We start from the raw sequence: 16,233 nt of genomic DNA, 5'->3' as shown, positions 1-16,233 counted from the left end.
CCGACGACGACATTCTATAAAGCTACAAGACTTGCCGTAATAATCCAAGGATTTCGGCCTTCCCGGCCGAAATAAAATAAATAAGCGCTCTAAACAGGCGAAGGGTCCATTTCCCTTTCAAAATGACGATGCGCTGCTATAGCCTCAATGAAGCGGGTTGACGCGTTTCCAATATCTTCATCTTCGAAGTGGAGAAGTCCACTATCCTGTCCGCCTGACGGCAATGTCCATTTTATACCGGAAGCTTCAATCAGTTTCCTGCCATCGCCCAGCACCAGTATGGGTTTACAATGGCGATATTGCTCCTTGACGAATTCCAGCGCCTGACCCAGACGAGTGAGCGCGTCTATACCCTCGCTCCCACCGGGCACTACCAAAGCGTCGAAAAGGACTGACGGCATGGCCTCCAGCGTTACATCCACCTCGATTTTTCCCTCTGTGGTCCGGATTGAACCCAGCCGTACCCCAACGAAGCGCGGCACCGCTTGTTCTCCCAGCAGTCCGGCACGCAATGTCGCAATCCTTCCATCTATGCCATCCGCAACGAGAATCGCTATTCTTCTCATACGGATGCCACCATCGCCGGGACGAGCAAAAAGTGACAGACCGGGAGATGAAGAAACCTCAGGCATAACATCTTTCTCCAGGGCTTTGGGTAGGGGAGGCGGCAAAGCATCCATGCCCAACCCCCGAGCAACAGACTCGGCCAGATCGTTTGCAACATTTTCGAGCATTGCCACCACCCGCTGCCTTATGGCGGGGGATTGGACGCGAGTGAGTTCGAAACGAAAGGCACGAATGATATGCGCCTTTTCCACAGCGCTTTGGCTGTTCCAGAACAGGGTCGCCTGCGTGTAGTGATCTGCAAACCGCTCAGGTTTACCGCGTACCTTATCTCCCTTCACAGGTTCGGAAAATGACCTGAAGCCCGCCGCACCCGCTTGAAAGGGGCAACCTCCCGCAAGGGAATTCGGCTCGTATGAAACCCGACCTCTATTGATGCTCTGGCGATGCATCCCGTCCCGCTGGTTATTGTGAACTTGTGCAATGGGCGAATTGATTGGAATCTCGTGAAAATTCGGCCCGCCCAAGCGTGTCAATTGGGTGTCGACATAGGAATGAATGCGTCCCGCAAGGAGGGGGTCATTACTGAAATCCAGCCCGGGAACGACATGCGCCGCGCAAAAGGCTACCTGCTCCGTTTCTGCAAAAAAATTGTCGGGATTTCGATTGAGAATCATACGTCCCACCGGCTTGACCGGGACCAGTTCCTCCGGAACAATCTTCGTCGCATCGAGTACGTCAAAGCTGAATTGTTCCGCTTGTTCCTCGGTAAAAATCTGCATGCCCAACTCGTATTCAGGGTATGCGCCACACTCTATTGCTTCCCATAAGTCGCGTCGGTGAAAATCAGGATCGGCGCCCGATATTTTAACCGCCTCATCCCAATCCAAAGAATGGGTTCCTGCGAGTGGCTGCCAGTGAAACTTGACGAATCGCGACTCGCCCTCCGCTGTTACCAAGCGAAATGTATTGACGCCAAAACCCTGCATTGTTCGGAAACTACGCGGAATAGCCCGATCGGACATTAACCACATCAGCATGTGCGTGGATTCGGGCATGAGCGAGACAAAATCCCAGAATGTGTCATGCGCGGTGGAAGCCTGCGGAACTGCAAAATGCGGTTCAGGTTTGGCTGCGTGCACCAGATCGGGAAACTTGATGGCATCTTGTATAAAAAATACGGGAATGTTATTTCCTACCAGATCCCAGTTGCCTTCGTCTGTATAAAACTTGGTTGCGAAGCCGCGGGCATCGCGCGCAGTGTCTGCAGAGCCCCGCTCCCCGATCACTGTGGAGAAACGGACGAAAACAGGAGTGCGCTTCCCCGCCTCGGCAAACAGGGAAGCACACGTATACTGGGCAAGTGATTCGTAACATTCGAAATAACCGTGCGCAGCAGATCCGCGGGCGTGAACCACACGCTCAGGTATGCGTTCATGGTCGAAATGCGTGATCTTTTCACGCAGAATAAAATCTTCCAGCAGCGCCGGACCACGATAACCCGCCTTCAACGAGTTCTGGTTATCACCGACAGGAACACCTTGGTTAGTGGTAAGAGTCTGATTACTCGAATCCGCTCTTACACGGTCCAACGGTTCGTTGCCAGCATTGAAACGTAGCCGAGGTTCACCCGACCCGACTTTCGGTGACGCAACTGTTTCAGTTAACGTACTCCCAGTAACAAAGGGATCGGAAGGCGCTACCGTTTGGCCTTCCTCGGGAGAAGTGGAAGCCTCTCCATATTCTCCGGCCTTGTTGGCGTTATAAGGTATTGCCGCTGCGAGCTCGTCATTAGCGGAGAGCTTTCTGGTGAAATCGTTCGCCGGTGAACCAGTCGGGTTAGCGGGTCCCCCAATGGTAGATTTATTGTCCTTTTCGTTACCCGTTCCCATCACTAGTCCCCCTGAATTAGACTGATGATTCATAGTGAGGCCTCAGGAGGCTTTTTTCGGTACGCCATCATACATAAGCTAATTTTTCTTCCACTGCAGAATGTCGCAGCAAGGGTCACGCCCCTTCGAATGTCGCAGCATGGATCAAGCCCCTTCATTTGCATCCGCTATGTGTTGTCACGAACCGAACCGAAAAGAATCCAGGGGTACTGTTTTGAAAGTATTGAAATGGTGTTCTTCTTCTCCACACCCATAAATAAATAGCGGTCTGAGTTTCCGCTAAAACGTGCCATGGAGTTTAGCAACCTGAAATCACCTGGAGTAGTCGATTGCTTGATCATCGGGGCTGGTCCGGGTGGACTTACCGCAGCAATTTATCTCGCTCGCTTTCGGCGCAATATTGCAATTGTTGACAGTGGATTCAGCCGTGCAGCGCTCATCCCTACCACCCATAACTGCCCCGGCTTTCCCATGGGTATCTCGGGAAAGGAATTTCTGAATCGGCTGCGTTTACAGGCGGCGCGGTACGGAGTTGAAGTACAGGCCGGTGAGGTCATGCGACTCAAGCAGGTTGAAAATTTTTTTGAGGCCCACGTCAGCAATAGTGCCGGCAGCGGAACTAGCCGTCATAGGGGTGGGGATGGGGGCGGAGGTGGCGGAATGTCAATAATTCGTGCCATTACGATATTGCTGGCAACGGGAACTGCCGACTTGAGACTGGATACGAAGCACTGGAAAACGTGCATACAAAAAGGGCTTATTCGCCTGTGCCCCGTTTGTGACGCTTATGAAGCGAAGGATCAGAACATCGCCCTGATATCCTCTTCCCCTCGGGAGGGTGTAAAGCACGCGCTGTTTCTGCGAACATACAGCCGGAACGTGACACTGATCTATCAAGCCAAGGCTGAACTGACGAGTGCCGAAAAAAGAAGGCTTCTTAAGGTCAATGTCGAGGTGATTGAGGACGCGCTCGGCAGCCTCCATATAACGGGAGAATCGAAACCTTCGATACGCCTTTCAAATTGAGAAGAGCTTCAGTTCGATGTAATCTACCCGATGCTGGGCGAGAGCCCCAGATCCCAGCTCGCGGTTCAGCTTGGGGCGCACTGCAACAGGCAAGGAAAACTGATTGTCGACCGGCACCATCGTACCACTGTGGCCGGGGTATATGCGGTGGGAGATGTGGTTGATGAACTGAACCAGATCAGTGTTGCTGCGGCACATGCCGCCATTGCCTCTACCGACATTCAGAACCGCTTGAACAAACTAGGTTATAGGCTTTGCCCGTAGCTTCTGCCGTTCATGGGTTAAGGGGTGTACTCTCCAGGATCCTTGGTGATAAATCTCTAATGGCATCCTCTGAACTTACCATTACCTGTCTTCCTCATTCCCGGGAGCAGGCCATAGCAACATTATTTTGTTGCTGCCCCCTTTCCCTATGCTCACATCACGATGAAGCGTCTTCGATTCATACGAAGCATCGATCGAATATTTTCCGGGTACGAGCCTGACAAGCAGAAAGGGACCTTCGGTAACTGTATCCAGAATCATAGTGCCAGACCCATCCTTGATCGTAACGCGAACATCGCTGATGTAGGCAGCACGAGTCGGGCCATTCTGGGTAAGCTCAAGCACCAGGGGCCAGGTGCGTGCTTCCTGCAATATTGCCTCCGACTCATCCGCTCCGATCCCTCCTGTCAGATATTCGGTCTGGCCTTGTGATTGCACAGGGGGGAGCGCAGCAGGAGTAGAGGATGAATCTGATCCTGCTTGAGCAAAGCCAGGACTTGAAACAATACTTGCGAGCACAAATACAATTGCAGCTGCGAGAATGTGTTTAACAATTTTCATTAAGCTGCCTCAGGCTTGGCTTCAGCTTGTCTGGGTGAGAACGCTGAAATGATAGCTTTTTGTCTTTCCTGTTCTGCTCATCTGCTGTTGCATGAGCACAAAATGCAAGCATATTAATGTTTCTCAATGTTTCTTTACGTTTCTGTCGGGGGAGACTCCGGGAATATCATCTGCAGCCGGGATATCAGAATGAACTATATCGGATGGTATTCCACGCCGGTCTGTGTCCTTCAGACCCTGCTTCGTATCTTCATGTGCCTGTCCGATTACTTCGCGTGTATGCTCGTTCCCCCGGTGGCTCGTGCCGGTTGGCCGAGTTGTCTCGTCGCGCTCATGCGGCAACAGGGGCTGATGCTCTGCCTTATCCTTGGCACCTGGTTTCGAATTGGGCAAATCCGCCCGTTCCGTCAGTATCCCGGTTTCCTCGCATTCTATTCGCTTGGAAGGAGACTTGTTCTCTATAGTCATCATATCACCCGTAGCGTCAATATATCGAAAGATATTCTTACTGAAAGGCGGAAATCGCAACGCTGCTTCAAACTGCATAAATTATCCTTACCTTATCGCATCTACCATACCTCCGGCTGTGTCCCAACGCACATAACCTCACAGATTTATTCTTGTACCCGTTCGTCTTATGTCGGTTAACGCACGGCAAAAGCAATTGACTGCATCCATGATGGCAATCATACGAAAACGGCGGTCGTCATCCATTAGGGTGACTTTCGAAACTGGATGAAATCCGGTAACGAAGTAAGTCTCTAATACGTCCAATCGCCGGGTTCCACCCTTCACAACATCACTCGAAAAAGAGAGGTGATATCATGAATGAACTACTTTCGAAATCCTGGCGCTCTCTGGCGCTACGCGGCTTCATATCATTAGTGTTTGGTATACTCGCCGCATTCTGGCCGGGAATAACGCTCCTGTGGCTGCTCGTCATGTTCGCTGCTTATGCCCTCATACAGGGCGTAGCATCCGCTGTGGCAGCGGTACAAAACCGAAAAACCAATGGGGACTGGTGGTTGATGCTCCTTTGGGGACTGGTAGGGATCGGAGCAGGCGTGATTGCCTTCATGCTTCCCAATCTGACAGCTGTAGTGCTTGTGCTTGTGATCGGCGCAACCGCACTGGGAAGCGGTATCGTGGATATGGTAATGTCTGTCCGCTTACGCAAGGTCATTCGGGGTGAAGTGCTGCTGTTCCTCAACGGCCTCATCTCGGTCGCGTTCGGCGTATTTGTCTTTTTCTTCCCGGGAGCGGGTGCATTAGCCCTGGTATGGCTGATCGCGATGTACGCTATCGTTTCGGGATTATTACTCCTGGCGCTCGCCTGGCGCGCCAAAAAATGGGGCACTGATTATGAAGAATGGCCTCATGGGTTAACCCACAAGTCTTTATAACAGGATATGAGACGACGAGGCGCTCCAGATGCCTGCTCCAACGTGCCCGATACCGCGTCGGCATCAGCAGGCTGCGCTACGTCTGGTGGTTGCTTAACTGCATCGGCAACGTCGACCTTGCTCGTGATCCTGCTTCAGGCCGCTACAGGTTGCTATTAAACAAACCTTTCGGCTAAAGTTTGGTACGGCAGTAGTTACATTCTCCTGCGGGATTGGCTATGCTTGAAATCTCAATCCCATAACGGTCTCTTTCCACTGTAATCGCAATGGAATTCAAGGATTACTACAAAATCATGGGCATCCCCCGAGATGCCTCTCAGGATGACATCAAGCGCGCCTACCGGAAACTGGCACGCAAATATCATCCGGATGTCAGCAAGGATCCGCAGGCAGAAGCGCGCTTCAAGGAATTGGGTGAGGCCTATGAGGTGCTCAAGGATCCGGAGAAGCGCGTAGCGTATGACCGCCTTGGCACAAACTGGAAAGCCGATCAGGAATTTAGTCCTCCACCGGATTGGAACGCCGGCTTCGAGTTTTCGCAACAGGGATTTACAGGAGCGGATGCTTCCCAGTTCAGCGAATTTTTCGAGTCCCTGTTTGGACGCAGTTTTCGTGCAGAGCAAGCGGGACGCGGAGGAGAAACCCACGGAGGGTCTGGTGGAGCTTTCTTTCATGCCCCTGGCGAGAATCGGTACGCCAAGATAATGATCGATCTGGAAGATTCATATCACGGCGCTACCCGCACTATTTCGCTGCAAGTGCCGGAGGTCGATGCAGAAGGACATGTATCAACCCGCGAACATAAGTTGAATGTGGCTATTCCTCGCGGTATTCGGCCCAGGCAATACATTCGCCTTACGGGTAAAGGCGCACCCGGGCACGGTCAGGGAAAAGCGGGCGACCTGTATCTGGAAGTCGAGTTTCGCTCACATCCCATCTATCGAGTGGATGAGTACGACGTCTATCTTGACCTGCCGGTGGCGCCATGGGAAGCGACCCTGGGCGCAACGGTCACTGTCCCCACTCCGGAAGGAATGGTTGACTTGAAAATACCTGCCGATTCCACTACCGGACGGAAGCTGCGATTGAGAGGACGCGGTATTCCCGGTAAAACGCCGGGGGATTTCTACGTCGTATTGCGCATTGCACCGCCCCCTGCCACCGATGAAAGAGACAAGGCCTTTTACCGCAGCATGGCGGAGCAATTCAAATCGTTCAACCCGCGAGCCAAACTGGGAGTGATATGAGCGACGAAAACGGTCATCGAAACAACGCACCTTCGCCACCACCGAAACTATCGGTAACTCTTGTCGATGAACAGAACGCGTTGACACTGACGGAGTTCAGTCACGCATGCTCGGTACAAAGTGGCTATATCATCGAATTGGTAGATGAAGGGTTGATCACCCCACAGATTATGGCGGAAGAGCATGAACCGCATTGCTGGCGCTTCACGGGGACACAGATGCGTCGCGCCAGAATGGCACTCCGGCTGCAAAGCGATCTTGGCATCAATCTTGCGGGAGTTGCGCTTGCCCTGCAGTTACTGGATGAAATTGAGACCTTGCAAATGCGATTGAATGTACTGGATAACTGGTAGCTGTTACCCGGCTTGCACCTTTTGAACCCTCGAATCGTGCGGGAGCTTCCACCCGATATACTGAAGCCCCATCTTTACGCATCAAACCCGTAGCCCCTCTCTCCTCATCCGGTTCACTCCAAGCGCTTCGCTCCCCGTTCACGTCGAGAGCGCTTCCTCCTCCATTATCAAGCCCGCGCCCTTTATGTACGAAAACGAACGGAACGCGAAGCGATAGCTCAGGCATTATCGCCTTTATCGCCCATAGTATAACCCCGGCATTCCAGAGCCGACTCATCCGCAACCCCATCGGGGCCCTCGCCGTGCGCAGCAAACGGGCCATAACAGGATGCTCCAGTAGACCGCAGGTCACGCCTGGTGCGAGTTATTTTTAAGGGCGAAGCAGCTTCTCAGCCATAGGATAACTTTGAAATGGAAAAAGAACCGCTGATCAAATTGCCCTGGCGTGGGCGTGAAACGATTGAATCAATACCTCTGTTACTGGAAGGGGCGCAGCGAATAGAAATAACCCTCCCCTCCAACTACAACCACGCTCTGTTTGAAACGCTCCATCCCGGAGAACCCCCAGCTCAACTTGAAGAGATTGACGCAGCAGGTGGACCGGAATTACTTGCCCATATTGCAGCCGTCAGCGGTCTGGAGGAATTCCGCTTGCTCACAGGACCTCTAACCGCCGCCCGTGCGAGAGTGCGGGTTTCAAGCCCTGCAAAAGTCTTTATCATACTTCCCGGTGCAAATCTCAAAAGCAATGAACGGATCATCCATCCTGAAGCCGGGGAATAACTGCTGGCGCATCGAGCACGCGGACAAGGCTGCTTTTATCGTTGATGGAGCGGATTTTTTTCGTGCTTTCCGGGAAACGGTAAAACACGCCCGCCGTTCCGTATTGATCATGGCCTGGGACATCGACAGCAGATTGAAACTGGTACGGGATGAGGAACCCGATGGCTGGCCGATCACCCTCGGTGATTTCCTCAACAGCCTGGTCAAGCGTAACAGAAATCTCCATGTTCATGTCCTCGACTGGGATTTCGTCATGCTGTTTGCATCTGACCGCGAATGGCTTCCTCTCTATAAACAGCGATGGAACGGCCACCGACGGTTGCATTTTCATCTTGATGATCATCACCCCACCGGAGGCTCTCATCACCAGAAAGTCGTGGTGGTTGACGACCAGGTGGCGTTTGTGGGTGGGCTGGACCTGACGCTGGGTCGCTGGGACACTACTGAGCACGCGGCGTGTGACGAGCGCCGCAGGGATTTGCTGACAGAATCCATACCGCAGCCTTATCACGACATCCAGATGATGGTTTCCGGCCCGATCGCAACCGCACTGGGAGAATTGGCGCGTGAGCGGTGGTTTCTTGCAACGGGACAGAAACTTTCTGCTCCCAGGGTCAGGGGGGAGCCAAACTACTGGCCGGATTATCTTGCACCCGACGTTGAGAACATTGAGGTTGCGATCGCCCGCACTGTTCCCGAATATGAAAACCAGAAAGAAGTGCGTGAGGTGGAACGGCTGGTGCTGGATCTGATCACTTCCGCGCGCGATAGCATCTACATCGAAGCGCAGTATTTTACTACCCACATCGTAGCGGATGCACTGGTCCGGCGACTGGAGGAAGAGCACGGACCGGAAGTCGTCATGCTGCTGGCGGAACAGACAGTCGGCTGGCTATCGCAATACACGATGGATGTGCTGCGCGAGCGCTTGCTCAAGCGCCTGGTCGCCGCAGATCGTTACCACCGCCTGGCCCTTTATGAGCCATGCATACCCCGGCTTGTCAACGAATGCGTCAACGTCCACTCCAAGATCATCATTATTGACGATGAGCGGCTGCGTATCGGATCAGCCAATCTCAATAATCGCTCCATGGGACTGGATACCGAATGCGATCTTATGCTTGAAGCGAATGGCAGAGAGGATATAGGCCGGGCAATAGCTGGTTTTAGAACCCGCCTGCTTGCCGAACATTTAGACATGGACGCCAACAAAATCGAGGAGCGTCTCGCGCAGGAAGGGTCGCTGATACATACGATTGAAGCGTTGCGAGGTCATGGGCGTACCTTACGTCCGTGGCAGTTTCGAGTCGATGCCGATGTGGATGCCCTGGTGCCGGACGAGGATATCGTGGACCCGGACAAACCGCTCGATGCGAGTCTGCTGATGGCGAAGCTTATTCCCGAGGGAGCGCGCGCCCCTGCGCGAAGTCACATTGGTCTTATCGTATCGATACTGGTCAGTGTATTGGCGCTCGCAGCCGCATGGCGCTGGTCGCCACTCAAGGAATGGATAGACGTCAGGACCCTGGTAACGCTTGCGGCCGAATTCGAGCGCTCTCCAGCTGCTCCATTCATTACGCTCGCTATATTCCTTCTCGGTGGTCTGGTTGCATTTCCCCTCACTGTGCTTATTGTGGTATGCGCGCTGGTATTTGGCCCCTGGTACGGTTTTTTCTATTCGATGGCGGGTGCGCTATTGAGTGCAGCCTCCAGCTATAGTATCGGCCACCTGATAGGGCGCCATACAGTTTGGCGCTTTGCCGGGAAAAAAATCAGGGAACTGAACAAACGCCTTGCCCGACGCGGTCTGATGACTATCATCGCTCTCAGGATTATACCGCTCGCTCCATTCACGGTCATCAATCTCGTTGCAGGAGCGTCGCGGATCCGTTTCCGGGATTTCATGCTGGGAAGCGCAGTAGGCTTGCTGCCAGGGATAACCGGCATATCCGTTTTTACGGATCAGCTGGCTGCCACTATCCAGAAGCCTGATCTGCCCGCGTTTGCCGCATTGGTTGCCGTTGCTGCGATCATGATCGTTATCGCATGGACATGCTGGAGATGGATGAACCACCGGCGTGAGACGATGAACGCTTCGCCAGTTACTCAATCTGACTGAAGCCTAGCCAGGCGCTGGCTCCCTGCTTTCAGCCCGGCAGCTTTCAGTTTAAACACCTGTTCGGGCATGAAAACGGGAATTCATGAAATTATATGCAGATGACATTGGCCACCTACAATATACACGGTTGTATCGGCGCCGACGGACGCTTTAAACCTGATCGCATCATAAACGTTCTGCAGGAGATGAATGCGGATGTAGTTGCTCTGCAGGAAGTAGAGCATCGCCAGATTGAAGGTTATGACCTGCTGGATTATTTCGCAGCGAAGACCGGACTTACCGCCATTGCCGGACCAACCCTGGTGCGCCGTACACATCACTATGGAAACGCCCTGTTAACGAGGCTTCCGGTCGTGGCAGTAAATCGGATAGATCTCACCCTGCCCGGGCGGGAGCCGCGCGGGGCGCTCGATGTCACTCTTGCGTGGAACGAGCGACAGGTCCATGTGGTTGCAACCCACCTCGGCCTGCGACCTTGGGAACGACGGCAACAGGTGCGCCACCTGCTTAAGCTGTTTGAAATCCGTCTTACGGAGACCTATGTGTTAATGGGCGACCTCAATGAATGGTTCCTGTGGGGGCGCCCTCTTCGCTGGTTGCACGCTCACTTCAAGCGTCCCCCTCATTGCGCCACATTTCCCGCGCGAAAACCTTTCATGGCGCTGGACCGTCTGTGGGTGCATCCGCGCCGCCGACTGAAAAGCCTCGAAGCTCATACCAGCGGCCTCGCACGGATTGCATCGGATCACCTGCCTTTGAAAGCCATAATAGAAATCTGACCGGTTGCTTCTTGAGGATCTCCGCAATCGGGATTTATGGCAGGCCACCTATCCTTATCCAGGAATTATCTTTTTAATTCAGTTACTTTGACCGTTATGGGCAAACAGCGTTCCGGGGAATGCACAGCGTACACTCGCCGTTTTCACCCCACTCGCAGCATTTATTCGGGAAACAGGTCCCTCCGGCAGGAGGCCCTCCCCCGCCGCTACCGCCACCACTACCATTACTATTCTCTGGTATATCGATAAAGTCCAGACAATTACGGCAATAGGCGAACATCGAGCCCATGCAGGCCGCATAGCATGCAATCATGCCGGGAACTGACGGAAAAAATGCAGTGCACCCGATGCAACCCAGAATCCAGCCGTTACAAAGAATGTTTCTACCAAAACTGCATGCTTGAGGGGAAATGACAAGGCTATTGTTGAGGCCCGATCCGGGGTGGCGGGCCATATAGCTGGCAGTATATTGTGAACTCGTTCTATATATTGCTGCTTCGGCAGTAAACCCTGGCATATTCATTTTTCAATCGCTCAATCGTCTTTGAGGAGAGGATTTTCCTGCAATCTGCTTTTTGCATATTTCAGCTGGCAGTTGATCGAATGATATTTGGCCGATATTTGGTTATCAGTGCGATAGTGCACCTTGGATAACGTTGTCCTTGGATACATGCAGCCTCTGCAGTTGCTTCGTCGCGCAATTGCGATTACGTGCACAACCGCACAGAATTCCAGCCCGAAAAACCTATTATTGAGAATATCAGTAAATTTTTCATGAAACTGAGAGGCTTCCCGCTTGGAAAAATACGGGGCTCGTGCCAATGAAATCAAGTCTACAGGGGGTAAAAATGCTAGGAAGAATAGTGGCACTCGCCGCAGTTGCTGCAGGGGGACTGATGTTATCGAAAACATTCCGGAAATCGAGGGAGGCGGGATACACATCGACGGTGGAGAACTCTATCGAAGTCAATGTGCCAGTTAGTACTGCATATAATCAATGGACTCAATTTGAAGAATTTCCCAGGTTCATGAAAGGTGTGCGCGAAGTACGACAGATCGATGATACCCACTCGCATTGGCGGGCAGAGATCGCAGGCAAGGAAGAAGAATGGGATGCCGAGATTACGGAACAGATTCCCGATCAGCGGATCGCCTGGCATAGCACGAGTGGTGCCAAAAATTCGGGTGTTGTAAGCTTCTACGGAATCTCAGACTCAAAAACCCGAGTGGTGCTGAAGATGGATTATGGACCCCAGGGCTTCCTTGAAGGACTGGGGGACGCTCTGGGGGCAGTAAAGGCGCGTACGAGCGAAAATCTCCAGTGCTTCAAGGAATTTCTCGAAAGCCACGGAAAGGAAACCGGAGCGTGGCGCGGTTCGGTCGGACAACATTAGCTGTAGTAGTTCTCAAACTCAAAGATCGTACCAACTCCTCCCCCTGGTACGATCAAAACACTCTGCTGCCATATTGGCAAACCACTTTCTTCAAAGAAATTCGAAAAGCTTGTCGATGTATAGAGATCTCATCCCTGGAACACCGGTCCACCGATCTTTTGTTAGCTATCTATGTAACTCCTGCTTCTGCTACCCTGTTATTTTTTCCAGCCTATCTTCAGTACAAGAATCTCTTGAACAGTCCTCTGGATGAGTGAATTGCAGTTAAAATCGATCGTTCCAACGCACAGTGCCGATTATCACTGCCTTTTCGCCAGTATCCAGTATCCGGTTGCGCCAGCAAGTATCTGTTCAAGGCCCCTTATGTTAAGGAACGAATAAGGAAAACAAGAAGCAGGCAGATGAACATTGCATACATCCGAGCAAAATAAAAAAGACTCATATCAGCAATCCATTCAAGAACTGGCCTCCGCCTACGAAACGAATACCCAGCTTGGCTTGAGCGATACAGAAGCGCTGGCCCGGCTGGATAGATACGGCAGAAATGAACTGCCAGCCGGAAAAGTTGTTCCCCGCTGGCAAAAGTTTCTCGCTCAGTTCCAGAATGTACTGGTTATCCTTCTGCTGATTGCAACGGCAATTTCGGCAGGCCTGTGGCTTTATGAACGCGAATCCGCTTTACCTTATGAGGCAATCGCTATCTTTGCAGTAGTGCTGCTCAACGCGATCATGGGTTACATTCAGGAATCCAGAGCGGAAGAAGCAGTCGCTGCCTTACGCCAGATGTCGGCAGCACGTGCCAAGGTCATCCGCGGCGGAGTACAGCGCTCTGTTGTTGCAACAGAACTGGTGCCTGGCGATATCATTCTCGTTGAAGAAGGCGATACCATCCCTGCGGACGCACGGCTTATTCAAACCACCGCACTACAAACGACTGAAGCGGCACTCACTGGCGAGAGTCTACCGGTGTCCAAGGATACTGAGCTCATCATGGAACAGGCCGAGCTTGGAGATCGCCATAATATGATCTTTAGTGGAACCGCCGTTACTTTCGGCCATGCGCATGCACTGGTGGTGGCAATCGGCGAGCAAACCCAGATGGGGCATATCGCAGGAATGTTGGCAACGGTGCCGCCAGAGACAACGTTGTTGCAAAAAGAACTTGCGCACGTCGGCAAACTACTGGGAATAATCGTGATGGCAATTGCCGTCATCATGATTACCACGATTATTCTCGTAGGGAATGTAAGCAGTCTGGCTGTACTTATAGACGTTCTCATACTGGGAGTAGCTCTTGCTGTTGCCGCCATACCCGAAGGTTTGCCTGCCGTGGTAACAGCTGTACTTGCCTTAGGCGTCCAACGCATGGCGCGCAGAAATGCAATAGTACGTCATCTCCCTGCAGTCGAAACGCTTGGTTCCGCAACCATTATCGCTTCCGATAAAACAGGCACTCTGACAAAAAATGAAATGACAGTCCGGGTAGTTGTTACGGCAAGTGGACGCATCGAAATGACAGGTACCGGCTATTCACCCAAAGGCGAGGTGCGCCGCTATAGTCCTGTGGATAATAAAGAATATCCGGATAATTTGCTTCAAACTGATCCAGTTGTCATAGAGGAAGATAAAGCGGGTGGCAGAATTGAAGGCGCGTTGCGTCATGAGCTTGAGCGCGCTTTGACCATCGCCGACAGGGCCAGTAACGCTGTATTGCAGCATGATGTGGATGGATGGAGGGTACAGGGCGATCCAACCGAAGGGGCACTTATCGTCGCGGCGCGCAAGGCAGGAGTGGAGGCTGATGCACTGGATGAACAATTCGAGCGTGTGAGCGAGCTTCCCTTCTCCTCGGAGCGTAAATTGATGACGACGCTACATGTCGATGCAAAAAAACGTGAGTGCCTGCTTGTTTTTACAAAGGGAGCGCCCGATGCATTGCTCGCCCACTGCTCCTTTGAACTGGTGGGGGAAGAAACCAGGTCTCTAACTCCGGAGCGCCGCGGCGAGATCCTGAAGCTGAATGAGGAATTGGCAACTGAGGCATTACGTTCTCTCGGTGTCGCGTTCCGGTCCGTCCCCTCTGATGCGTTCAAAGCCAATGGAACGGATGAAAGCATCGAGTACAACCTGGTATTCGTAGGGCTGATCGGCATGATCGACCCTCCACGCGAGGAAGCGAAAAACGCCGTCAGCCAGGCAAAGGCTGCAGGTATCAGGCCGATAATGATCACAGGCGATCATCCTGTAACCGCAACCGTTATCGCCGCGCAACTGGGAATAGCTGGAGATAAACAGGTTGTTACGGGTGCAAAACTTGAGCAACTCTCGGATGAGGAGCTTGATCGCACCGTACAGGAAGTTTCCGTGTATGCGCGCGTGAACCCGGAACACAAGCTCTGGATTGTCAAAGCGCTACAGAGAGGGGGTGAAGTCATTGCGATGACCGGCGATGGCGTAAACGACGCGCCCGCCCTGAAAACTTCGGATATTGGAGTGGCCATGGGAATCACAGGGACGGACGTCTCCAGGGAAGCGGCTGACATGGTTCTCACGGATGACAATTTTGCGTCGATCGTGGCAGCGGTGGAAGAAGGTCGCACCATCTTCTCCAATATTCGAAAATTTTTACGCTATCTGCTCTCGTCCAACATAGGAGAAGTGCTCGTGATGTTTTTCGGCGTGCTACTCGCAAATATCATTGGATTGCAGACGGGGGACGGACTTATTGTGCTGCCCCTGCTGGCAACGCAACTGCTGTGGGTTAATCTTGTAACCGATGGAGCTCCCGCCCTCGCGCTAGGCGTCGATCCGGCAGGAGCGCATGTCATGCGCAGACCTCCCCGGGCAAAGGGAGAACGTGTGATAACATCTGAAATGTGGTTCGGCATCGCCTTTGTAGGTGTAATCACGGCAGTGGGAACGCTGCTGGTGATCGACGCCTGCCTTCCGCAAGGCCTTATAGAAGGCTCGGGCAGCACACACTATGCACAAACAATGGCTTTCAATACTCTGGTATTGTTTTCCCTCTTTAATGTGCTGAATGCGCGTTCTGATAAACAGAGCGCATTCGTCGGCTTATTCTCCAATAAATGGCTGTGGGGCGCGATTCTGCTGTCGCTCCTGCTGCAGATCGCCGTAATTTACGTGCCATTTCTACAGCACGCATTCTCCACCGTCAGTCTGAGTCTGCGGGACTGGCTGCTTTGCGCAGGAGTAGCCAGTTGCGTGCTGTGGTTGCGTGAATTGAGCAAATTGATACAACGTGCTGCGAGCCAGGCTTCACGTTCCCCAGTAGCTCAGCAGCCGTAACGCAGGGTCCGCCAGCCTAAATTACTTCGTATTTTACTTTACGTGGCGGGAAGGCAGCATTCTCCTGTTCGTTCTTAATTTCCGATAGATGGCTCAGTTCGGACACCTTCGTCTGGCGTAGCCCACTTAGTTGTTGCTTTAATATTATTTTCAGCACGGCTCGCATTGACACAATCGGGCGTTGCATCCAACGTGCGCGGATTGGTCATGCAATCTTTTAGCTTTTCAGTTCGTTCCGTTGCATGCGACTCATACCAGTCAATGGATCTGACGTCTTCCTGCGCGGGGCGGGTACCGCATCCCGCAAGCATTGCTATTACGAGTCCGCTCACTCCTACTGAAACGATAGTTGTCTTCTCTCTCATAGGTAAGTTCTTCGAGGGTAGATTATCTGTGATAAAACAGGCCCGGTACTCCCGTTCTGTCTGTGTTCATACCATTTGAGTTGAGAATTGCATAAACCAACGGGCGAATTCTGTGCGGTGGCGTACCCAACCGAAAGAAAGCAGAATCGTTACAGAACCCCTTCTGAACCGGGG

General features: G+C 52.5%; 12 protein-coding genes and 1 pseudogene. 9 read left to right on the top strand and 4 right to left on the bottom strand.

Features of this window, described 5'->3' with window-relative positions:
• Window positions 1-89 precede the first annotated feature (89 nt).
• On the bottom strand, window positions 90-2,489 hold the full coding sequence (locus C8R21_RS06650; RefSeq protein ID WP_107762000.1) for a catalase: 2,400 nt from the start codon (window positions 2,487-2,489) through the stop codon (window positions 90-92).
• A 258-nt stretch (window positions 2,490-2,747) separates the two neighbouring features.
• Between C8R21_RS06650 and C8R21_RS06645 the strand changes: the two are divergent.
• Window positions 2,748-3,746, top strand: a pseudogene (locus C8R21_RS06645) (NAD(P)/FAD-dependent oxidoreductase).
• An 81-nt stretch (window positions 3,747-3,827) separates the two neighbouring features.
• Here the strand turns inward: C8R21_RS06645 and C8R21_RS06635 are convergent.
• Window positions 3,828-4,307 carry a hypothetical protein gene (locus tag C8R21_RS06635; RefSeq protein ID WP_107761997.1) on the bottom strand — a complete coding sequence of 160 codons (480 nt, stop codon included), beginning with the start codon at window positions 4,305-4,307 and terminating at the stop codon, window positions 3,828-3,830.
• A gap of 123 nt (window positions 4,308-4,430) precedes the next feature.
• Window positions 4,431-4,853 (bottom strand): hypothetical protein, encoded by a 423-nt coding sequence (locus C8R21_RS06630; RefSeq protein WP_107761996.1) that lies wholly within the window; start codon window positions 4,851-4,853, stop codon window positions 4,431-4,433.
• A 278-nt stretch (window positions 4,854-5,131) separates the two neighbouring features.
• Here C8R21_RS06630 and C8R21_RS06625 point away from each other — a divergent pair, with 278 nt between their 5' ends.
• The 8 genes from C8R21_RS06625 to C8R21_RS06585 all read left to right on the top strand — a co-directional run bounded on the left by C8R21_RS06625 (window position 5,132) and on the right by C8R21_RS06585 (window position 15,694).
• Complete coding sequence (locus tag C8R21_RS06625) at window positions 5,132-5,710, top strand: HdeD family acid-resistance protein (RefSeq protein ID WP_107761995.1); 579 nt, start codon at window positions 5,132-5,134, stop codon at window positions 5,708-5,710.
• 266 nt (window positions 5,711-5,976) lie between these two features.
• Window positions 5,977-6,957 carry a DnaJ C-terminal domain-containing protein gene (locus tag C8R21_RS06620; protein ID WP_107761994.1) on the top strand — a complete coding sequence of 327 codons (981 nt, stop codon included), beginning with the start codon at window positions 5,977-5,979 and terminating at the stop codon, window positions 6,955-6,957.
• Window positions 6,954-7,310: a chaperone modulator CbpM gene (locus C8R21_RS06615; RefSeq protein ID WP_107761993.1), complete on the top strand. Its 357-nt coding sequence runs from the start codon at window positions 6,954-6,956 to the stop codon at window positions 7,308-7,310. The genes C8R21_RS06620 and C8R21_RS06615 overlap by 4 nt, the downstream gene beginning before the upstream one ends.
• Before the next feature lie 411 nt (window positions 7,311-7,721).
• Window positions 7,722-8,093, top strand: a complete 372-nt coding sequence (locus C8R21_RS06610) for a hypothetical protein (protein ID WP_107761992.1) — start codon at window positions 7,722-7,724, stop codon at window positions 8,091-8,093.
• A complete protein-coding gene (locus tag C8R21_RS06605) occupies window positions 8,041-10,212 on the top strand; it encodes a VTT domain-containing protein (protein ID WP_258192289.1) in 2,172 nt (723 codons plus the stop codon). The genes C8R21_RS06610 and C8R21_RS06605 overlap by 53 nt, the downstream gene beginning before the upstream one ends.
• A 92-nt stretch (window positions 10,213-10,304) precedes the next feature.
• Entirely contained in the window at window positions 10,305-10,991 is a 687-nt protein-coding gene (locus tag C8R21_RS06600; protein ID WP_107761990.1) for an endonuclease/exonuclease/phosphatase family protein, read from the top strand.
• Window positions 10,992-11,839: 848 nt separating this feature from the next.
• Window positions 11,840-12,385, top strand: a complete 546-nt coding sequence (locus C8R21_RS06590) for an SRPBCC family protein (protein WP_177219722.1) — start codon at window positions 11,840-11,842, stop codon at window positions 12,383-12,385.
• Between the two features lie 408 nt (window positions 12,386-12,793).
• Window positions 12,794-15,694: a cation-translocating P-type ATPase gene (locus C8R21_RS06585; RefSeq protein WP_107761988.1), complete on the top strand. Its 2,901-nt coding sequence runs from the start codon at window positions 12,794-12,796 to the stop codon at window positions 15,692-15,694.
• Window positions 15,695-15,768: 74 nt separating this feature from the next.
• Here the strand turns inward: C8R21_RS06585 and C8R21_RS16650 are convergent, their stop codons facing one another.
• Window positions 15,769-16,059, bottom strand: coding sequence for an EexN family lipoprotein (locus C8R21_RS16650; RefSeq protein ID WP_166637018.1), 291 nt, complete (start codon window positions 16,057-16,059; stop codon window positions 15,769-15,771).
• Between the last annotated feature and the right edge of the window lie 174 nt (window positions 16,060-16,233).

Source organism: Nitrosospira multiformis (assembly GCF_003050865.1).
Taxonomy (GTDB): Bacteria; Pseudomonadota; Gammaproteobacteria; order Burkholderiales; family Nitrosomonadaceae; genus Nitrosospira; species Nitrosospira multiformis_E.
This window is presented reverse-complemented; position numbering and strand designations above follow the sequence as displayed.